At 56.6% G+C, this 20,654-nt stretch carries 21 protein-coding genes; 15 read left to right on the top strand and 6 right to left on the bottom strand.

Going from position 1 to position 20,654, the window contains the following annotated elements; translation table 11 throughout:
• Positions 1-56 precede the first annotated feature (56 nt).
• The 9 genes from VEI50_09630 to VEI50_09590 all read left to right on the top strand — a co-directional run bounded on the left by VEI50_09630 (position 57) and on the right by VEI50_09590 (position 7,394).
• Entirely contained in the window at positions 57-506 is a 450-nt protein-coding gene (locus VEI50_09630) for an EamA family transporter (GenBank protein HXX75378.1), read from the top strand.
• Entirely contained in the window at positions 503-871 is a 369-nt protein-coding gene (locus tag VEI50_09625; protein ID HXX75377.1) for a hypothetical protein, read from the top strand. The genes VEI50_09630 and VEI50_09625 overlap by 4 nt, the downstream gene beginning before the upstream one ends.
• Positions 872-955: 84 nt before the next feature.
• Positions 956-2,149 carry a DegT/DnrJ/EryC1/StrS family aminotransferase gene (locus VEI50_09620; GenBank protein ID HXX75376.1) on the top strand — a complete coding sequence of 398 codons (1,194 nt, stop codon included), beginning with the start codon at positions 956-958 and terminating at the stop codon, positions 2,147-2,149.
• A 19-nt stretch (positions 2,150-2,168) separates the two neighbouring features.
• A complete protein-coding gene (locus VEI50_09615; GenBank protein ID HXX75375.1) occupies positions 2,169-3,086 on the top strand; it encodes an NAD-dependent epimerase/dehydratase family protein in 918 nt (305 codons plus the stop codon).
• A 666-nt stretch (positions 3,087-3,752) separates the two neighbouring features.
• Positions 3,753-5,060 carry a BamA/TamA family outer membrane protein gene (locus VEI50_09610; GenBank protein HXX75374.1) on the top strand — a complete coding sequence of 436 codons (1,308 nt, stop codon included), beginning with the start codon at positions 3,753-3,755 and terminating at the stop codon, positions 5,058-5,060.
• 56 nt (positions 5,061-5,116) lie between these two features.
• A complete protein-coding gene (locus tag VEI50_09605; protein ID HXX75373.1) occupies positions 5,117-5,581 on the top strand; it encodes an ankyrin repeat domain-containing protein in 465 nt (154 codons plus the stop codon).
• A 109-nt stretch (positions 5,582-5,690) separates the two neighbouring features.
• The gene (locus VEI50_09600) at positions 5,691-5,891 is read left to right on the top strand and encodes a MoaD/ThiS family protein (protein ID HXX75372.1); all 201 of its coding nucleotides are present in this window, start codon (positions 5,691-5,693) and stop codon (positions 5,889-5,891) included.
• A gap of 252 nt (positions 5,892-6,143) precedes the next feature.
• Positions 6,144-6,719: a hypothetical protein gene (locus VEI50_09595; GenBank protein HXX75371.1), complete on the top strand. Its 576-nt coding sequence runs from the start codon at positions 6,144-6,146 to the stop codon at positions 6,717-6,719.
• Between the two features lie 252 nt (positions 6,720-6,971).
• Positions 6,972-7,394, top strand: coding sequence for a hypothetical protein (locus tag VEI50_09590; protein HXX75370.1), 423 nt, complete (start codon positions 6,972-6,974; stop codon positions 7,392-7,394).
• Positions 7,395-8,169: 775 nt separating this feature from the next.
• On the opposite strand, the gene VEI50_09585 is transcribed toward VEI50_09590, so the two are convergent.
• Positions 8,170-8,505: a hypothetical protein gene (locus VEI50_09585; protein HXX75369.1), complete on the bottom strand. Its 336-nt coding sequence runs from the start codon at positions 8,503-8,505 to the stop codon at positions 8,170-8,172.
• Between the two features lie 490 nt (positions 8,506-8,995).
• On the opposite strand from VEI50_09585, the gene VEI50_09580 reads away from it, so the two are divergent.
• The 6 genes from VEI50_09580 to ilvD all read left to right on the top strand — a co-directional run bounded on the left by VEI50_09580 (position 8,996) and on the right by ilvD (position 14,526).
• Positions 8,996-9,934 carry an ATP-binding protein gene (locus tag VEI50_09580; protein ID HXX75368.1) on the top strand — a complete coding sequence of 313 codons (939 nt, stop codon included), beginning with the start codon at positions 8,996-8,998 and terminating at the stop codon, positions 9,932-9,934.
• 175 nt (positions 9,935-10,109) lie between these two features.
• A complete protein-coding gene (locus VEI50_09575; protein ID HXX75367.1) occupies positions 10,110-11,132 on the top strand; it encodes a J domain-containing protein in 1,023 nt (340 codons plus the stop codon).
• A 1-nt stretch (position 11,133) separates the two neighbouring features.
• Positions 11,134-11,781 (top strand): MarC family protein, encoded by a 648-nt coding sequence (locus VEI50_09570; protein HXX75366.1) that lies wholly within the window; start codon positions 11,134-11,136, stop codon positions 11,779-11,781.
• 23 nt (positions 11,782-11,804) lie between these two features.
• Positions 11,805-12,452 (top strand): Spy/CpxP family protein refolding chaperone, encoded by a 648-nt coding sequence (locus VEI50_09565; GenBank protein HXX75365.1) that lies wholly within the window; start codon positions 11,805-11,807, stop codon positions 12,450-12,452.
• Between the two features lie 49 nt (positions 12,453-12,501).
• On the top strand, positions 12,502-12,846 hold the full coding sequence (locus VEI50_09560) for a PepSY domain-containing protein (GenBank protein HXX75364.1): 345 nt from the start codon (positions 12,502-12,504) through the stop codon (positions 12,844-12,846).
• Between the two features lie 6 nt (positions 12,847-12,852).
• Complete coding sequence (gene ilvD, locus VEI50_09555) at positions 12,853-14,526, top strand: dihydroxy-acid dehydratase (GenBank protein ID HXX75363.1); 1,674 nt, start codon at positions 12,853-12,855, stop codon at positions 14,524-14,526.
• Here the strand turns inward: ilvD and VEI50_09550 are convergent.
• The 5 genes from VEI50_09550 to VEI50_09530 all read right to left on the bottom strand — a co-directional run bounded on the left by VEI50_09550 (position 14,523) and on the right by VEI50_09530 (position 20,585).
• A complete protein-coding gene (locus tag VEI50_09550; GenBank protein ID HXX75362.1) occupies positions 14,523-15,305 on the bottom strand; it encodes a methyltransferase domain-containing protein in 783 nt (260 codons plus the stop codon). The two genes, ilvD and VEI50_09550, sit on opposite strands and share 4 nt — an antisense overlap.
• A 99-nt stretch (positions 15,306-15,404) precedes the next feature.
• Complete coding sequence (locus VEI50_09545) at positions 15,405-16,250, bottom strand: hypothetical protein (protein ID HXX75361.1); 846 nt, start codon at positions 16,248-16,250, stop codon at positions 15,405-15,407.
• A gap of 43 nt (positions 16,251-16,293) precedes the next feature.
• On the bottom strand, positions 16,294-17,295 hold the full coding sequence (locus VEI50_09540) for a response regulator (GenBank protein HXX75360.1): 1,002 nt from the start codon (positions 17,293-17,295) through the stop codon (positions 16,294-16,296).
• A gap of 3 nt (positions 17,296-17,298) precedes the next feature.
• Positions 17,299-19,107, bottom strand: coding sequence for a PAS domain S-box protein (locus VEI50_09535; GenBank protein HXX75359.1), 1,809 nt, complete (start codon positions 19,105-19,107; stop codon positions 17,299-17,301).
• Between the two features lie 446 nt (positions 19,108-19,553).
• A complete protein-coding gene (locus VEI50_09530; protein ID HXX75358.1) occupies positions 19,554-20,585 on the bottom strand; it encodes a serine protease in 1,032 nt (343 codons plus the stop codon).
• Positions 20,586-20,654 lie beyond the last annotated feature (69 nt).

The following is a 20,654-nucleotide window of genomic DNA, read 5'->3' as shown; positions in this document are numbered from 1 at the left end:
GCGGAGTGGCTCGGCTGAAAACACGAGAGGAAGCGTAGTTGAAAGGATGTTCGACGATGCGCACGTGGAGTGAGCGGACTGAAATCATCGCGCTTCTGGGGATCGCAATCGTGAGTCAAGCGATCGGCAACGTGCTCCTGAGCCAGGGGATGAAATCCATCTCAGAGGTGAGCCCCATAATCTGGAGCGACTGGATAGCGGTTCTCCTACGGATAGTCGACACTCCGTCGATTCCGTTCGGAGTGGGGTTCTTGATCATTTTTTTCGTGCTCTTCGCCACCACCCTGTCTCGCGCGGACCTCAGCTTCGTGCTGCCAGCTATCTCCTCCGAAGTCGTTGTGAATGTGGCATGTGCGAACTACTTCCTGCAGGAGACGGTCTCCGCGACTCGTTGGCTCGGAGTGGTCCTGATTTCAGTCGGCGTCGTGCTCGTCGTGAGGTCCTCCCCACGCACCTTCGGTATTGAACGTGGGCCTGTCGTGGCATGGGAGGAGGTCGACCGATGATCACGGCGTTAATGATTGCAATCATCGTGCTGGCAGATGCGGCGGCGGACGTCTTCCTGACGAAGGGCATGAGACAGATCGGCGAAGTTACCAGCTTTGCTCCTCGAGAATTACTGACCGTCGCGCTGAGGGCGCTCTCCAATCATCACGTTCTAGCGAGCATGCTGTTTATGACCTTGCATTTGACCGGATTTCTGATCGTGCTCTCCTGGGCCGATTTGAGTTTTGTGTTCCCCGCCACCGCGATGGTCTATGTGGTCGGGACGCTCGGGGCCAAGTTTATCCTGGGAGAAACGATTTCCGCCCACCGGTGGGCCGGGACCATGCTCGTCTGCCTGGGTGTCGGATTGGTAGCCATTCCATAGAAGGAAACAGTGGTTGGAGGAGGCGACCTTCCCTGGTATTTTGAAGAACCCAAGGTCGGTCAATGAGAAAGGAGCGGTGATCATTTGCAAACTCTGAAGCAGACACACAGCCCGCGCCCATCCGTGAACGGGCTGGCACGCCAAGACGGCGGGGCGGGACAAACGAGGAAAGTCCCCGCTGCGAAGATTCAGTTTCTGCCTGAAGACCGCGCCTGGATCGCGGAACGGATTCAGGAGATCCTGAGCACCGGCCAATTGACGCTCGGGAAATACGGAGCCGAATTCGAACAGAAGTTCGCCCAGTTCTGCGGGACAAACCACGCGATCGCCGTGAGCAGCGGCACCAGCTCGCTGGAAATCATCCTTCGGGCACTCGCAGTTGAGGGCAAGGACGTCCTGGTGCCCACCAACACATTTTTTGCTACAGCGGCTGCTGTCATTCACGCCGGCGGGCATCCGGTTCTCGTGGACATGGACCCCGAATCATTTGCTGTGCGGCCGGAAGACCTCGAGGAGAAGCTGACACACAAGACCGCCGGCCTGATTGTCGTGCACATTGGAGGCATCGTGTCCCGCCGCCTTCCTGAGTTGCAGCGATGGGCGACCCAAAAAGGCTTGTGGCTGGTCGAGGATGCGGCCCATGCGCATGGGTCGTCGTTAAACAGCGTCCGTGCCGGTGCATTCGGCATCGCCGCATCTTTTAGTTTTTATCCCACGAAGGTCATGACCTCGGCAGAGGGAGGCATGATCGTGACGAACGACGCTCGCATTGCCGAAGAGGCCCGCATTTATAGGGACCAAGGAAAAGCCAGCTTTACACAAAATGCCCACATTCGTATGGGGTACAACTGGCGGATGTCTGAGCCCCACGCCATTATCGGACTCAAGCACTTCGAACGTTTGCCCGCGATGATCAACGATCGCCAGAAAATTGCCTCCGTCTATGACCGTGAATTGCGGATCTTCAGAAACCTGACGACCGTGGCAGTCCCTTCTCAAGGGATCTGCAATTATTACAAGTACCTCGTCGTGCTCAAAGAGAGGCAGGATCGCAAAGCCTTGAAGACCCTGTTGCGCGAAAAATACGGCATCTCGCTGGCCGGCGAGGTCTACGAAGAGCCGCTTCACAAACAACCGGTATTTGCCGGGTACGTGTCAGAGTCGCTTCCTATGGCTGAGGATTATTGTGCGCGGCACCTCTGCCTGCCTGTCTTTTCCGGTATGGAGGAGGAAGACGCACAGCACGTCGTCCATGCATTGAAAGCCGTCGTCGGTTAACCAAAAAGGAGACCTCAATATGGCAAAGGTTGTTGTCACTGGAGGCAGTGGGTTCATCGGATCCCATGTCGTCGATGCCCTGATGGATGCCGGACATCGGGTGACGGTGATCGACCATAGGGTACGCCCCCATCGATCAGACGTAGGCTTCGAGGACGTGGACCTTATGGATCTCTCGTCGGTCCTCGAAGCCACTAAGGGAGTTGAGCATATTTTTCATCTAGCCGCTGTGTCGAATGTGAACTATGCGTACAAGTATCCGGTGTATTCCACAGCGCTGAACGTGATGGGCACGACCCACATACTTGAATCTGCGAGGATCAATGAAGTCCAGCGTGTTCACTTGGCTTCGACTGTGTGGGTCTATAACGGCGCGCCCAACGGTAAACCGGTGGACGAAACTGTTCCCTTCTACTTGGAAGGTGCCGGCCATATCTACACGTCCACGAAAATGGCAGCCGAAATGGTCTGCCACAACTATGCTCAACTGTATAAGGTACCGTTTACAATTCTGCGGTACGGCATTCCCTACGGCCCGCGCATGCGCGAAGAACTTCTGATTCCCGCTTTCATCAAGAAAGCGTTGAACGGCCAGCCGCTGACGATCTCCGGCAAGGGCGAACAGTATCGCAACTTTGTCTATGTGCGTGACATGGCCGAAGCCCATGTGCTTGCGATGAAAGACAAGGCCGTGAACCAGACCTACAACCTTGAGGGCACGAGGAAAGTGACGGTTCTTGAAGTAGCCGAGGGGATCAAGAAGCTACTTGGCGATGACGTGAAGCTCGAATTCGTACCAGCACGGCCCGGCGACTTCGACGGCAAGGAAGTCACAGCCACAAAGGCGCGACAGGAACTTGCGTGGTATCCGACGGTGTCATTCGAGGAGGGGCTAAGACGAACCGTTGACTGGTTCCGCCAAGTATGGTTGAACTGAGTCCAGGACGTAAACATGGGTGCCTCACGCAGTGGATCTTAACCATTCCTGCGAAACCTTACTTTCCGGGGTACCTGGTTCCCGCTCATTCAACAGGCAGATCGGTTGTTTTGCACTGCCCAAGCCGTGCCACGTAAATCACCGTCAGTTCCTCTTACTCTAGAGACATACGCGACAGGATCATTGTGGAATTCCCTCACAGTTACTGGAAGAGCGGCAATGGCTGCAGCTATTGCGCTTTTGTTCTATATGGCGTCGAATGAATCGTGAGCAGGGCAGGACACGCAAAGCAAGTGCTCGCGCTATCTCTCATAGCCAACACATGAACGGAGCAAACTGGGCCTAGTCATGAAACGACTCCCTGGAAGGTTTTCGCTCGAGGTGGTCGGGCGAGTCATTGCCGGTACATAGTTGAATGTTACTTCTGTAAACCCGCAGGGGCTGCCTACTCTAAGATTTTTCCGTCTCATGGAGATGTGACGCCCGCGAAGTGGAAAGGAGCCGCCAATTTTCCCTGTCGTGTTCCGGCGTCGCAGTCAAAGTCTCGTCTGGCCCTTTCCTTGGTACCTTCGTCTCCTCCTTACAGCACATTTCACACCGACCGTGCGAGAGTTGGGTTGGGACGAGTCTGTTTGTGCCCTGGGTAGACTGGCTCGCCTGTTCACAGTGTTCTGCTCACTGCTTCTGTTGCCCGATTACTCCTTAGCTGAGACCAAGTCGGATGCTGCGTCCGAATTCATCGGTCCTCTTCATCCGCGACAGAACCCCTCGCCAGTTGCAGAAACGGAATATGAGCGCGCTGAGGCCAAGCAAGCCGAAGGCAAAGAAGAGGCCCTGAAGTCCGTACCTCTCGCTGGTGAGTATACCTACATCCCGCTTCCTGCCTTTTCCTATAACCGGAACGAGAAGTACTGGGTTGGAGCCTTGATGCCGGTACTACGATCGACTGGGAATGATGAAGTCAAAGATATTATCGCCCCCCAATATCTGCACAACCAATACATTGGCGAGACGTTGTCGCTCAACTATTACGGATATCCGTCCGACACCGAGACCTATCATGCGGTGGCCTCGTACGCGACGAAGATCGAGCGAGACTTCGACTTGAGTTACAAGAACGTCGCGGCTGGCGGAGGCCGCTACATCATTGCGGCAGACATCCATTGGTTCAAGAACGCCTTTCGCCGGTTTTTCGGTATCGGGAACACTACTCCGGAAAGCGACGAGACCAATTACACCTCACGAGAGGCCATTGTAGAGTTGACCGCCGGCATCAATCTCACCTCGGACTTTGCCCTCATGTGGACCGAACGCTATCACGATGTCCGAGTCGATCAGGGAGCGGTGAACTCGTTGCCACAAACGAGCGTGGCTTTCCCCAACGTCACTGGAATCGATGGAGCACAGATCGTGGGGCACAAACTCTCGCTTCGCTATGATACACGGGACAAACAATTGATCCCGACGCAGGGCAGTTATGCTAATGTCTCAGCCGAGTTCAATCAGAATTTGAAGCTTTCAGGGAAAAACCAGTGGTGGCGGTTTTCGTTTGATGCACGGCAGCTGGTTCCCCACGGGCCCGGGCTTGTCTTTGCGGCCCATGCCTATATGGATTCGATCAGCGGGCCGGGCGTGCCGTTCTATGAAGAGCCTACGTTGGGTGGAGAGACGACGTTACGAGCGTTTGGTCAGGGTCGGTTTATCGATGAGAATGCGCTCCTCGTCAATTTTGAAGAACGGATCCCCGTCCTGGAAAAACGAATATTTGACCACCCGATCAGTTTCGAAGCCGCTCCCTTTATGGACATTGGACGGGTGTATGACACTTTCGGCACCAAGTCCTTCACGAATCTCCAAGTGAACCCCGGCGTCGGCCTTCGGATGCTCGCTCGCCCCAATGTCGTCGGTCGACTGGACATCGGGTATGGACGCGATGGGACTAACGTCTTCGTAGGTCTAGATTACCCGTTCTAATCTTCACGACACTCTGCTATTCTGTCCAATAGCTGCTTTGATCGCAGGATCATCAGATGATACCCAGGTCCCTTGTCGCCTTACTTCTGCCCCTGCTCGCACTGTGTTCTGCCTGTACGACCGTCTCTCTGCTCAATGCCGCAGGCGCCGGTGAGACGAAATCCGTTAGAGGTATCCTCCAAGAGGGGGTTGATGCAAATTCGTCATTCCCCATCATCGGGACGAACGGTCTTATGATCGCCGCTGCGCAGGGTCATGCAGACACGGTCAAAGTGTTACTCGACGCCGGAGCGGATGTGAATGCTTCCGACATTACCGGATGGACCGCGTTGCACGCCGCTGTCTATAAAGGTGATAAGCAAACTGTTGCGTTGTTGTTGGAGCGTGGAGCCGTTGTCCCTCGATCCGCTTGGTTCTTACAAAGCCCGTCGCTTATGGCGGAGAAGTTAGGGCACCAAGACATCGTGCCGATCCTCATACAGGCTCAGGCAAGAAGCACGCAAGTTTCGACCCTCCCCTGAGGAATCGGCTGTGACTACCTAAGCCAGGAGGAGTCAACCGTCTCAGTGGTTCTGGGGACGGTACAGCCTATTTGCAATCGTCTAGCAACCACCCGTATCATCGTGCGCAATGAAGATCCAGCTCAGTCATCCAGCCAGAACGGTCGAAGTCAAGGGTCCCAAGCGGGCGAAGGACCTGTTGCGGGACCTGAACCTCATCGTTGAAGCACACTTGGTGATTCGCGGCGATGAGCTCGTGACGGAAGACGAAATCCTCACCGACAAGGACCAGATCGAAATCCGACCGGTGATCTCGGGGGGCGCTTTCTAGCAGACTCGATTCCTTCCTGCCTTTCCCTTCGCATCAGTCGCACCACGGTCTCGCAATGAGCGCCAGGCTGTGCGAGCGCAAAACTTGAGGCGGCCCTTATATGCAGGTGGGTGGCGTTGTCAGGGTCACTCTTGAGCGCCGTGCGTCAGGAGTTCGAGAAGGGGGACGGCGAAGAGCCGTCATCTGCCGCAGGTGTTGAACGGGCCCGCTTATTTTTTACTTGCGGGAGGGTATTGGCGTATCCTAACCGGCATGAAACGGTGGTACGTGTATCTGATATCTGTTCCGGTCGGGTTGGTGGTGCTAGTTTACCTCATGGTCAGGTGGAATTTTCCAATGAACTTCACCGGAATGTGGAGCGGGACCAATGACGCAAAGAACAGGCAGACCGATGGCGGAAAGAGTCGGGATGGAAAAGTTGCCCCCGATGATGTACTGGAAGAACTACGCCGGAGGTACGATCTCAGGCCGCTGACCAAACTAGAAGATGGAGCGAAAATACAGAATTTGCCGAATGGAGTTTATGGTTTCTCACTGTGCGATGTCCCATCGCTCAGCGCGAAGCGTGACAACACATTCCCCTTGGAGATTCACAAGAAGCATGATGGGATCGTGTACTATGTTGGCTATGCTTCGAACGAGGACATCGCAAAATACCTGACTCATCAAAAACAGTTTCATATACTCATGTACCCTCACGCACGGGAAACGACTGCCTCACTGCTCGAAATCCCTATCGCATTTATAGCGAAATGTGAGTCACGTCCTTTTAGAGACGATTATCTTTTTGATCTGTATGTGACGGACATCCCCGAGTCGCCAGACTAAGGTGCATTCAGTTCTCAGATCCGTGCCTCTAGCTTCCCTCGGCAGAAGCATCTTCCCCCACTCCCACTAGGGCAGGCAATGGTCCGGGCCGCCCTTGACCAGTAACGATTGCAGCTGTTGTAATGTAATTGTGAAGGGGCCTTTCTCGCAGAGAACGGAAAAGGACTTTGTTCCGTGTCTTTCAGCACCTCATGTAGGATCCTCCCAAGGGCCTCCGGCCAGCCAGAAAGGTTCATCGCAACGAGAACCCACTTGCTGACTGGTTGGACAAAAGCTGTCGCCCTGGTGTTGCTGGTGGCAGTGGTGGGAGTCTTCCTGCTCCCGCCTGGATGGGCTTGGGCTGATGATGCGGCTTCTGGCGGTGACGGATCAGACGACACGGGAACCCAGGTTGCCGCCTGGGCACTGACTGTTCCCTACATCATCGGCAAAGGCGCCTTTGCGCTCGGAGGCGCCGTCGTCGGTGGTCTAGGCTACCTGTTTTCAGGGGGAGATTCTGACACGGCGAAGACTGTTTGGACCAAGAGTATCTATGGGACATACATCATACGCCCAGAGCATTTGAGGGGAGAAGAGCCGGTGTACTTCCTCGGTAAAGCCGATGAGAGTCAGGCCGAGGCTCCAGCCTCTCCGGCTAAACCAACACCAGAACCAGTCAAACCCGAGAAGAAGTGATCTCACCATTACATCTCTGTTTGCAGCACGGAGAAAACAAGTCCTGAAGAAATCGCCCTCTAACTTCTGTCTCGCCACAATCTGATCCTTGGTCGCTTCAGGTGTCACGATATCCCCGTCGCCGTGTTCGGTGATCTAAGGTTTCACCTCTATCTGCGGTACCTCTCTCAGAATGTACGCAACCAGATCAGAGATTTCCTGATCAGTTAAGACGGTGCCCCACGCGTGCATCGGCGTTAACTTCCGACCCTGTCGGATCGTTTCCTCCAATTCAGACGCCCCTCTGTCCAACATGAGGTATGTACGAAGGTTGGTAGGCCGCAAGCGAAGTGAGTCCGCGTCCGGTCCATTCCCATCCAGCCTCCCTCCATGGCATCTGAGGCAGTGCTGCTGGTAGAGGGCCTGACCCTGTCTGGGATTGCCTAAGGGTCTCTCGGCAAGGACCGAGGAGGCGATTGGGACCATCAGCCCGCATAGGAGGACCACAAGCCGATCTGCTTTCATGGCATACCCTTCCTGCCCCAAAGGTGAGCGTCCAGCGCAATCAACACGAGGCGCACTCCGAATGCCTCACTTCTGTTTCGCCTCTACCTGGTCCTTGATCCTGTCATAGGTCGCTTGCGGAATGATTTTGTTCTGAATAGCTCGTCCTTCCTGATATAGGGACGCCCGTCCATGATGTCGTGCGCTGTAGGCTCATCTATCCCAGAAAGAGCAGGTAGGTCACGCGCGAATATCCTTTAGGCCCTCCTCGATTTTCTTCCGTAACTGCGAATCATTTGCCGAATGGATTACTCAGCAGTCCCTTGGCTCCGTCCTCAAGACTCTTGGTGTTGTCCTCAAGACCCTGTACATCTTGTTTTACCTGACCCGCATCCTGTTCGGCTTTGTTCACGTCCAAGGCTTTGACATCATCCGTCGTCTTACCGGTGTCCGTCTGGATTTGTCCTATTGCGCCTTCCACGGACGACGAAGGTGTAGGTGTGGGCGGCGTGGTACCCTGATTAGCGGGGGGCACTCCTTGGGCCCACACAGTGGACTGAAGTATCAAGGCAGCACTGAGACTCAACGCCATGGCGACCACGATCGTAACAGCGGGTGATTGTCGCATCACATTCCTCCTTCCTCTCTGATCGGCAGTGTTTTGTCAGTGATCTTGTCGAGCGGTTCAATCAGATAGAGTTACTCTACGATAGCCTCTCGGACAGATCAACCAGGAGAAGTGGGCAAGGATTACCGTGCGTTATGTGTTGGTGAATATTCGATCAGAGGGGAGCGAAACAAGAATTGAGCCAAGAACTAGGGGTCAGGTCTTGCGATCACACATTTTTCCCTTGAACGCGCTCGAACGGCTCATGTGAAGAAATTTCACTCGGCGGTTGAACAGAAGCAATGTCTAATCATCTTTCAAGCAAGGTTGCCGTTTCCGCCCGAAGCCCCCAGTTATCGTACAGGATCGGCCACTGTGTTCTGTCCTCTCGCCATTTGCATTTGCCATCATCCTACTCGTATGATCGAATTGCTCCTGAGAGACCTCAGCTATCAGCCGTCACTCTTGCTGAAAGCTGATGGCTGAACGCTGAAAGCCTTTTTCTCACATCATGAACTGCACGAAGTGTAAAACCAAAGCGGTCATCGACCTGCCGCGCCACAATGCCGCGTTCTGCAAGGGCTGCATCAATGGCTACGTCCACGACCAGGTCGCCAAGGCGATCAAGTCGCAGCGGATGTTCGGGAAAGATGACCGCATCCTGGTGGCGGTCTCAGGCGGCAAGGACAGCTTGGCTCTCTGGGACATACTGCTCAAGCTCGGCTACCGCGCTGACGCGCTCTACGTGAATCTCGGCATCGGAACCTATTCGGAGGAATCCCACCGTAAGGTCACAAAGTTCGCGGAAACGGTTGCTGCCTCGCACGGCGCCAAGTTGCTCACCCACACCGTCGAAGAGGAGGAAGGAGCCGGCATCAAGCAACTGGCTCAGCTTATCCACCGCCCGACCTGTTCGACATGCGGGACGATCAAACGGTACCAATTCAATCGCGCCGCCGTGGAACAGGACTACGACGTGATGGCCACGGGCCACAATCTGGACGACGAGGCGGCCCGCCTGCTCGGAAACGTGCTCCACTGGCAAGAAGAGTATCTCGACAAACAAGGGCCGTCGCTGCCGGCTTCGGTCGAAGGGTTCGCCAAGAAAGTGAAACCACTCTACCGGCTGTCGGAACGAGAACTTGCCGCTTATGCGGTGTTGAACCGGATCGACTATATCGTCGAGGAATGCCCGATGGCGAAGGGCGCCCGGACGCTCGTGTACAAGGAAGTCCTCAACCGGCTGGAAACCGAATCGCCTGGCACGAAGCAGACCTTCTACTGGGGATTTCTTGACAAACAGAAGAAGAGCCCATCGAGTCCTGCAACCATGACAGAAAAGGATCAGTCCACCCTCCATCCCTGCAAAACCTGCGGCCAGCCGACTACTGCCGAGGTCTGTTCCTACTGCAAGATGATGGCGCGCGCCAAGATCGCAGCTTCTCACTAGTCCATTGCCATGACCCTTGCAATGTGGGAAGGCTCCCCGTAAGCTGCATTTCTAGCGCTGAGTGCTGTGTCAGATCAGCCGTCAGCTTCCGGAATCACAAGCTGAACGCTGATCGCTGAGTGTCACTCTAATCGATCAATGACGACTGACGACTGAGGCCTTACCTCCTTAACGCATGGCGACAACTGAACGCGACTACTATCAGATTCTGGGCCTCGCTCGCGGTGCGTCCGCCGACGAGATCAAGAAGGCCTACCGGCGTTTGGCCCGCCAGTACCATCCCGATCTCCATAGCGGCGCCAAGAAAACCGAGATGGAAAAGAAGTTCAAGGAACTGAACGAAGCCAACGAAGTGCTCTCCGATCCCGACAAGCGAAAGAAATACGACCGGTACGGCGCCCAATGGGAACAGGCCGAAGCCTTCGAGCGGGCGCGGCAGCAGGCCGGTACTCGCGGCGAGGCCGGACCGGAATTTTCGTTCGGCGGGGAAGGATTTTCCGACATCTTTGAAAACCTATTCGGCGGCCGTGGACGGGCCGGTTCCGCACAGGGTTTTGCCCTGCCGGGTGAAGACCTTGAAACGGAGGTTGAACTTACGTTGCGTGAAGTGTTGACCGGCGTGACGAAACGGGTCAGCTTGCAGGAGCCGGTGCCTTGCTCAACCTGCCAAGGAAGCGGCCGGCTGCGGGGACGTCCCTGTCCCACCTGTTTGGGCCACGGTGTTCGGCTGGAACCCAAGACCATCGAAGTCAAAATTCCGGCCGGCGTCCAAGAAGGGACGAGGGTTCGCGTCGCAGGCAAGGGCCAGGCAGGACAGAACGGCGGGAAACGTGGCGACCTCTATCTGCAAGTCCTGCTCAAGCCCAACAAGATTTTCCGCCTGCAAGGCAGTGATCTTCATGTGACTCTTCCGGTCTGGCCCTGGGAAGCAGCCCTCGGAGCGGACGTGATGGCGCCGACGCTGGGCGAGCCGGTGCGGGTGAAGGTTCCTCCCGGCAGCCGCGCTGACAGCAAGCTTCGCTTAAAAGGAAAGGGGTTACCCTCGGCCTCCGGCGGACATGGGGATCTCTTTCTCATTCTGCAGATCGTGATGCCGCCTTCCGTCTCAGAGGAAGAACGCAAACTGTATGACCAACTCAGCCGTATGAAACAGCAGGATCCCCGCGCCGAGTTGCTGGCGTCGGCACAGCGGAGTTGAGATGACGCTGGCCGAATACGCGCTGTTCGCCTTTAGCTCCCTGTTCGTGATCGTAGACCCGGTTGCCGCCGTTCCAGCCTTTGTGGCCATGACGTCGCGCGACACTGTCGCTCAACGACTGCGGATGGCGCGCGTGGCTTGTCTGGTCATGGTCGGACTCCTGACCGGCTTTGCGCTGGTGGGTCAGTCGTTGTTGAACCTCTTGGGCATCACGTTACCCGCCATCCAGGTGGCCGGTGCGCTCGTCCTGCTCTTAGTGGCACTGGATATGTTGCGCGCGCAACGATCCGCCGTCCAGGAAACTGCGGAAGAAACCGCGGCGGGAACCAGTAAGGAGGATATCGCGATCACGCCGCTCGCCATACCGATGCTGGCCGGACCGGCCGCTATTTCGACGGTGATCCTGCTCGAAGCTCAGGCGACGACGTGGGCCCATCGGGGAATGTTGCTGGCTTGTCTTGCACTGGTCGGTCTGGCAAGCTATATCATCTTTGCCCTTGGCGCGACCGGCGCAAAGTGGCTGAGTCCCATCGCCGATAAAATCATTACGCGGTTGATGGGATTGTTGCTCGCTGCGCTTGCCGTCCAATTCATTTTTAATGGGCTCAAGGGAGAAGCAGGATTGCTGAAACAACTCACGGGACACTGAGAAGGCTCACCACGAAGGAGGACATGATGACGATAGCAACACGATTTCTCACGATCGGGACTGCGGTGGTTCTTGCGCTTTCCCTGAGCCTTTCCACCGGCTTGGCCGATCCGCCACCGAAACCATCCGAACATGGCGACGGCTACGGAAAAGAGGGACATGGCGAAGGGTACGGCATAGGCGGGCCGATGATGGGCATGATGAAGATGATGGGAGGGATGCATGGCGGGACCGGGCACTTCCTCCGCCATCTCATCAAGCACCAAAAGGAGATCGGTCTCAGCGACGAACAGGTTTCGAAGCTCAAGGAAATGGAACTCAATTTGGATCGCACCAGGATCAAGGCTGAAGCAGACATCCTCGTTGCGGAACGAGAACATGCGGCGCTGGTCGAGGACGAAAAGTCCGATCTTGCTGCTATCGAGGCGAAGATCAAGCAGAGTATGGACCACCAACTTGCCCTTCGCATGGCCGTGATCAAGACCAAGCGGGATGCGCTGGCGCTGCTCACTCCCGAACAGCGGGCAAAGGAGAAGGCCGAATATGAGAAGATGATGCAGCAGCACAGGGAGATGGGAAAAGACCGCGGAGGCCCGCATGGCGGCCCCACTCCCCATAAGGGTGATGGCAAGGCTACACCAGCCCCTCCATCAGACATGAAAGTTCAATGACCCCGAGGAGCACAGCATGACTCACCATTTAGCATAGAGGAGACCTCCTATGAGACCGGTCGGAATCATCACCGCCATGGTAGTCGGAATCGTGTTGGCACTCAGCACCGCTGTCTGGGCCGACGATAAAGAAGGCAAGGTCAAGGATCTCGCCAAAGAGGCGAAGACCACGATCGATCAGGCGATCAAGACTGCATCTGAAAAAGCTCCCGGCACGGTTGTCGAGGCGGAACTCGAAAAGAAGCACGGCAAGACCGTCTGGGAAGTCGAGGTGCTCGGTGCAGACGGCAACGTCACGGAAGTCCACATCGATGCCGCCACCGGTGCGGTCATCGACACGGAATTGAAGAAAGAAGAGAAACACGAGAAGCACGAAGGGAAGAAAGGCAAGTAAGCAGGCATGCCGAAGGAATTGAAGCTCAAGAGCCACGATCTGTTGGTCGGTCCCGGCCGCGCACCGGCACGGGCGATGTTGAAAGCCGTTGGATTTACCGATGAAGACTTGTCACGTCCGCTCATCGGCGTGGCCAACACCTGGATCGAAGTCATGCCCTGCAACTTCCACCTGCGGCGCCTGTCAGAACGGGTGAAAGCCGGCATTCGAGCGGCAGGAGGCACTCCCATCGAATACAATACGATCGCCGTGTCCGACGGGATCTCGATGGGGACCGAGGGGATGAAGGCGTCCTTGATCAGCCGAGAAGTGATCGCCGATTCGATCGAGTTGGTGGCACGCGGGCACCTCTTTGACGGCGTCGTGGCGCTGTCAGGTTGTGACAAGACCATCCCCGGGACCGTGATGGCCTTGGCTCGCTTGAACGCGCCGTCGCTGATGCTCTACGGCGGGTCCATCATGCCGGGCCGGTTCCAAGGTCACGACGTGACGATTCAAGATGTCTTCGAAGCCGTGGGCAAACATGCGGCTGGCACGATGACGAATGCGGAGTTGAAAGACCTGGAAGACCATGCTTGCCCCGGACCCGGGGCCTGCGGCGGCCAGTTCACGGCCAATACGATGGCGATCGCCTTTGAATTTCTCGGTATCTCTCCGATGGGTCGCAACGGGGTCCCGGCGATGGATCAACACAAGGACGACGTGGCGTTCGAATGTGGAAGGATGGTGATGGACCTCCTGAAGCACGATCTGCGACCACGCCAGATCATCACGCGGAAGTCGCTGGAGAACGCGATCGCAGCGGTGGCCACGACTGGTGGCTCGACCAATGCCGTGCTGCACTTGCTCGCCGTCGCTCGAGAAATGGGCGTGAAGCTCACGATCGATGATTTCGATCAGATCAATCGGAAAGTGCCGCTGCTCGCCGACCTCAAGCCGGGAGGCAGGTTTACGGCGGCGGATCTCTATGCTGCTGGAGGAACCACGCTGGTGGCCAAGCGGCTGCTCGAGGCGGGCATTCTCCACGCCGGCCAACCTACGGTGACTGGGCAGACGATCGGCGAAGAAGCCAACGAGGCGAAGGAAACGGCCGGCCAGCAAGTTCTCAGACCCTTGTCGAATCCCATCAAGCCGACCGGCGGATTGGTCATCCTCAAGGGCAACTTGGCTCCGGAAGGTTGCGTGGTCAAGGTGGCCGGCCATTCCATCATGACCTTCCGCGGTCCCGCGAAGGTGTTTGACCGGGAGGAAGATGCCTTCGTCGCCGTCCAAGCACGGCAGATCAAGGCCGGGGATGTCGTGGTGATCCGCTATGAAGGTCCCTCAGGTGGCCCGGGCATGCGCGAAATGTTGGGAGTGACGGCGGCAATCGTCGGAGCGGGGCTGGGAGACTCGGTGGCCCTGCTTACCGACGGCCGGTTCTCCGGCGCCACCCACGGCCTCATGGCTGGCCACGTTGCCCCAGAAGCCATCAAAGGTGGGCCGATTGCCGCTGTGAAGAACGGCGACATGATCCGGTTCGACATCGCGAAACGGCGCTTGGACGTCGAACTCTCGCAAAAAGACATTGCGGCGCGGTTGAAGAAGGCGAAACGGCCTGTTCCCCGCTATACCTCCGGCGTGATGGCTAAATACGCACGGCACGTCTCCTCCGCATCCGAAGGAGCGATTACCAGTTAGCTTGATTGCAAAGCGTGAGCGTTCAGCGGCTTTTCCAGGCAGACCGTCAAGATACTCGTGACGGCGTCGTCATGACTGTACTTGTGCAGATACTTCAGCGTCGGTAGCAAGCGCGCGATATTGTCACTGGCCGTCGACTCCTGCACCCGCACCACAAATCCCGCCTGCGAGAAGAGCCTGAGCCAGTCCGATCGTCTCAGTCGGTTCACATACGAGCTTCGATTCCATCTCATGAGATTCCATAACCATTCCGGATACCGAAGGCAATCGAACAGTTTGTCGGGGCCGGCTACTGCACGTCCATAGAACGCATGATCTCCGAGGTCGATCACAGAGACGAGACACCCTCCCGGCCGAAGAATCCGAAAACATTCTCGGACGGTGAGCTCGGGATAGCGCAAATGCTCAAAGGTCGTATACGACCAAATGAGGTCAAAGCGGTCTGCTTCAAACGGCACCTCTCTCCCCCCGTATATCACGTATGTAATAGCCCGCTCTCTCGCCTGCACCGGCGACCGGTATTCCGTCACATCGATCGCTGCACAGCTCCGTGCCCCCTCCGCTTTCGCCCGTTCCAAGACTTCCAGTGTCTGACCAGGACCGATTTCCAGAATGTCCTTCCCCTGTACGGATACGAATCGTGAATAGAGTCCAAACACACGGCTGACCATCTCAGGGTCAGCGTTAATTCCCGTCGAATGATATCGCTGGGCAAACTTCGCGACAGGCCGGAGGCCCATGAGGAGATTGTGAAGGATTTCCTTTGGAATGAACTGCATCAGGCAGATCCTCCGGTACCGACATCGGATCTTCGACTCGGTCTTTCATCCCTGGATGCATGTCGGACAACACCCTCACAGGCATCCGGGCACCTCGCGTTATTCTGATCCGTAGTAGGTCAAGAGCCGCTCTCGGCTGACGACGGTATCGGCCAAGGTGAGACTCCCACCCTTGTCCGTCCACTGCTGAACGGTCTCTTTGCTCCAGTTGCCGACGTGGTCGAACTCGAAGGTCACGATCGTCTTTCTGAGGTGAGACTGGTGAAAGAGCTCGCTCTGCTGTTCGATGAGCTGACCCGCCTCGTTGTAGCGATAAAGGTCCTTTCGCATCAAGTCTCCATCGAACCCGTAGTACCGGCTTTCCATTAAACGGCCGAGGGGGTTGTGGTGATGCGTCGCTTCTTGCACCAATTTCCCTTGGTAGTAGCGCGCATGGTAGACGAGATTGCCCCGAACATCGAAGAGGCTTTTTTCGATCAATCCTTGGCCGGAGAGAATGAGCTCTTCGACCAGGAATCCGCGGTGGTCATAGATCGAAAACTCCGCATTGGTGAAGACTCCCGTGTCTGTGGCAGCCACGAGCGCGGTTTGCCGACCCCGCTCGTCAAAGCCATAACGAACAATCTTCTTATAGGCGATCGTGCCATCCGGCTCGAAGGTCTGTTCCTCGGTCACACGCCCCGACGCATCACGGACAAACACGTAGCGGGCTGAGTCCTTCCCATCGGTTTGGAAGAGCTCCAGGCTCGTGAGGAGGCCGTTTCGATCGAATTGATGAGTGGTCCGTAACTGGGGATACTTCGTGACAACCGTCTTGACAGGCCCGAGCAACTCGAATCGCTCGAGATCAGTTCTTGCGAGTACGTCCGCCGCCCAGATGAACAGGACGGACAAAGCGATGCCCGCGACTGGAAGATACCGACCGAGGGAACCGTTCGGCGACATGCCAGGGTGTCATCATACACTGCCCGCAGGATTTGAGAAACCCCTACTCATCACGTGAGGGTTCGAGATCACACAACTGCCCCTGATCCTCGACCTTACGTGGGAAGCACCTGGCCATACATTCCGGACAGAGTCCTCCATTGAATTGGAGCAACGAATGTTCGCTGATGAAGGTTGCGAGATCATACCAATGTCCTGATTCATCCGGCACCCGTTTGCACCAGGCGCAGAGGTTAATGATCCCTGCCGGCCTCGCATAACGGTGATCCAGTTCTCCCCGCACCAGCTCGGTCCCTTTCATCTCTTGGAAGACAACCACGGCGCCCATGATCGTTCCTACGTCGTCGGACACAGGCGCAACGCGGCCGCTGATCTCGTCGACGGCCCCGTTTTTCTTCTTCAAGTACAGCCCCTCCAGTTGAACGACATTCCGTTCGGCGATCGCACGCCGAGCCGGATTGTCGATTGTCACGCATGGCATCTCCTTGCCGGCCTGTAAAAGGACTCTGAGATCCAGTTCCACCAGTTCTTGCAGCGTCCAACCGGTCAACGCTTCCGCAGCCGGGCTCAAATAGGTCACCCGGCCGTCTCGGTCGGTGGTGACCACGGCCTCTTGAATGCAGCGCACAGTCGTCATCAACCAGCGCAAACTCTCCTTCACATGCCGATTGGACCGTGACCGGTGCAGAGCCAGCTCAATGGTCGTGCGCAACTCGGTGGGCTGGAAGGGTTTGAGCATGTATCCAGCCGGCGTAGTTGTTTTGGCCCGATCCAACGTCTGACGATCGGCATAGGCGGTCAGGTACACGACCGGAACATCGTACTGATGCTGCAGCTGCTGCGCGGTCTCGACCCCGTCCATCCGCCCTTTGAGCACGATATCCATGATGACCAGATCCGGCTTGAGTTCGCCCGCCTTGCGGATCGCCTCTTCGCCCGACGTGGCCGTACCGGGCACGTGATACCCTAGCCTCTGAAGGCTACATTGAATGTCCTTCGCCACAATGGTTTCGTCTTCGACAACGAGAATGGTGGCCTGTTCCATAGTTCACATCCTTTCTTGGTACTGGAGCGGACGGAACCGGACCTGCCATTCGGTCCCTTGCCCGCTTTGCAATGTGACAGCTCCGTCCAGTTTTTCCGCCATGAGACCGACCAATTCCAGACCCAGAGAGTCCGGATTGTTCAAGACTCCGTCCTTGGGCAGGCCAACGCCATCGTCGCTGACCCGGAGCGAGTAGGTATCGTCTGCGTGCGCCTGCAGCGAAATCGTAATGCAGCCTGTGCGGTGGCCGTTGAAGGCGTGTTTGAGACAATTGGATACGAGTTCGTCCAGAATCAAGCCGCACGTCAGGCCTGTATCGATGTCGAATTCAACCTCATCAAGCTGAAGGTTGACTCGAATTCTGGCGCTATCCACTCCGTAGGACCGGAAGAGATGGCCGATCAGAGTCCGCATATACTCGCTCATGGCGATCTTGGACAGGTTGTCGGACCGATGCAGCGTGTCATGGAGCAAGGCGATCGAGGTGATGCGCACCTGGCATTCACGAAACAGCTGAGCAACCTGCGAATCTTTGATCGAACTGACCTGAAGGTTCAGCAGACTCGAGATGATCTGCAAGTTATTTTTTACCCGGTGATGGACTTCGCGGAGGAGGCTTTCTTTGTCCTTCAGTGCCTTGCGCAATCGATCTTCCATTTCCTTGCGCTCGGTCATGTCTACACAGGTTCCGATATAGCCTCCGAACCGGCCGCCTGGTTCGAAAAACGGCACTCCGGTATCCAAAACCCATCGATACTTCCCATCGCTCCGTTGCAACCGATATTCCATCGAAAACGGTTGCTCGGTTTTGAATGAACCCTTGTAGGTGTTCTGGCACCGTTCGGCATCGGTCGGGTGAAGTCCGATAATCCAGTCGTCGCCGATCTCATCGTTGAGCGAGCGCCCCGTAAACTCGAGCCAGCGCTTGTTCACGAAGGTACAGCGGCCGTCCGGACCGGCCATCCACACCATCACCGGGGCGGTGTCCGCCATCATATGGAATCGAGCTTCGCTTTCACGCAGAGCGGCTTCAGTGCGCTTTCGCGCCGTGATATCCCGGGCGATCGACGAAGCACCGATCACGATACCGTCTGCGTCCTTTACCGGAGAGACGGTCAACGACACATCGATCGGCGTTCCTCGTTTCCGTCGCTGGACTGTTTCGACGTGGCGGACGTGCTCGCTGCGTGCGATTCGGCCCAGCATCGCCGGCACTTCGTCGAGTCGATCGGGTGGACACAGCAGTGAGATCGATCGTCCGACCATTTCATCCGCCGTATAGCCGTAGATCTGTTCGGCCCCGGCGTTCCAACTTCTAATAATGCCGTTGAGCGTCATGCCGACAATCGCGTCATCCGAGGACTTCACGATTGCCGCGAGCTGCGAGACAGCCTCTGCATGCAGAGCGTCCAGGAGTTTGTTGGCCCGGGCCAGATCCGCCGTTCGCTCTTCAACCTGCTGTTCGATGGCCTGACAGACTTTGCGCAGCCGCGCCTCGTCCCGCTGCCGGTGGAGACAGAGCACCGCCGTGACCCAAATGACCAGAAGAGTGAAGGATCGATTGCACACCGCCACCCAGGTGAGGTTCGCCAGCGGCGTGCGGATCATTTCCGTCAGAGTCAAGACAGAGGCCAGGATTGCTACCTGTGACGTGAGCCAGGATACATGAATCCGCGACGCCAGCAGAACAGGAACCACATACAGCACAGTAATCGCGAGAGTTTGCGGGAGCCACCAGTCGACGGCGAAGATCCCGGCGATCAAGGCCAGGATCGCGGCAACGACCGGATAATGGGCTTGCAGGAGCATCATAGGGACACCAGCCTGTTTCTCTACCTAGATATTTCTCAGCAATGCTCATGCCGTTCGCTCTAATCGATCTTTAATCCAAAATGCTCTGATGGTGGTGCACTCTCGCACCAATTCAGCCGTCACATTTTCTTCGGTGCACTTCTTTGAGAGCCACATGGGCCATGTGGCTAGTCCATTCGCCTCATCACTGGTTGGTTTCCACCAGCGCACGAGACAAAGTTGTACAGAGAGGAGAGAACATCACTGAGGCTCGCCGACAGACCAAGGGAAACACCTAGGTTTTCGGCGTACGATTTGGGAAGCACAAATGTTCAGCCTTGAACGGATTGACAGAAGGGAAAACGCGCAGAGCGAGGGTGGACACTCGATAGCTAGAGACGCGACCTGCGCGAGAAGACTGCAGCGCTTGGCCTGAACGTCACATTATGTCGCCGCGAGATCGGCGGTTAGCGGCCTTTCATCCTACCGCGCATCTCACTGATCATATTGTCGAGATCGGCCTCCGCCTTACTCCGATCGCTGATTAACTTATCGAGGTCATAGGGTCGAGCAGGACCGGCGTCGGCGAGATCTGGTTTGACGGGCGGTTTATTCAATCCTTCCGCCCTTGGTGTGGGAGCTGGCTTGGCCTGCGGAGCGGATTGATCCGGTGGAGCGGACGTCGACCCATCTGTCGCCACTCTGGTTTGCCCCATCCGGGACGTGGTCCCGTTCCCTTGTTGAATGGCAACATGTTGATCCCGCATCCACTGGGTCGCCACACTGGATTTGAGCGAGAAACTGATGCTTGTGATCGGAAGCCCGTCGGGCGCCACGCGGGCGATCGCCGTATTGATCCCGACCATGTGTCCTTCTCCATCCAGCAGCGGGCCGCCTGAATTGCCGCGATTCAATCCCGTCTCTGTCTGAAAGACGTTTTTGCCCTTCACCCCGTTGAAGTTGTCAACCTCTGCACTGATGACGCCGGTGGTCAAGGTCCAGAGTCCTCCCTGCTCCGGATGTCCGATAGCGACCACGTGATCTCCGATACTCGTGCGTGACGAATCGCTAAAACTCACCACTGGGAGCGCCTCTGTGACTCCTTCTAGTTTCAACAACGCCAAATCCAATGGGTGAGAATATGCCACGACCCTCGCACGATACATGCGCGACAAGTCCACCTTTGAATCGCCTGTCACCCGTGCTGGCTTCAAAAAGACCGACAGCCGCGGGTAGGGTTTTCCCGTTCGTTCCTCGATGACCACATGGGCATTCGTAAGGATCGTTCCGTCGGCCTGAATGATCGACCCGGTTCCCCCACTCCCGCTCGTGCCGCCGTCAGAATGTCCCATGACCATCACAACCGCGGGAGCCGTCCGTTCGTAGATCTCACGGGGCGAGAGATCACTCCCCTGGCCCACACCAGTCCCTCCGAAGGCAGCCACTGTATTTCCCAGGATAGAGAGGACGAACAAGGCTTCCCAGATCGTGAACTTCATGATGACCTCCTTCGGCATAGCATTGATCGGCACCGTGTCAAGCCCCCAAGTTGTACAGCCTCATTATAC

It is taken from the genome of Nitrospiraceae bacterium (assembly GCA_035623075.1).
In the GTDB taxonomy this organism is placed as follows: Bacteria; Nitrospirota; Nitrospiria; order Nitrospirales; family Nitrospiraceae; genus DASPUC01.
Note: the sequence above shows the minus strand (reverse complement) of the source record. Positions and strands in the feature narration are given on the sequence as shown.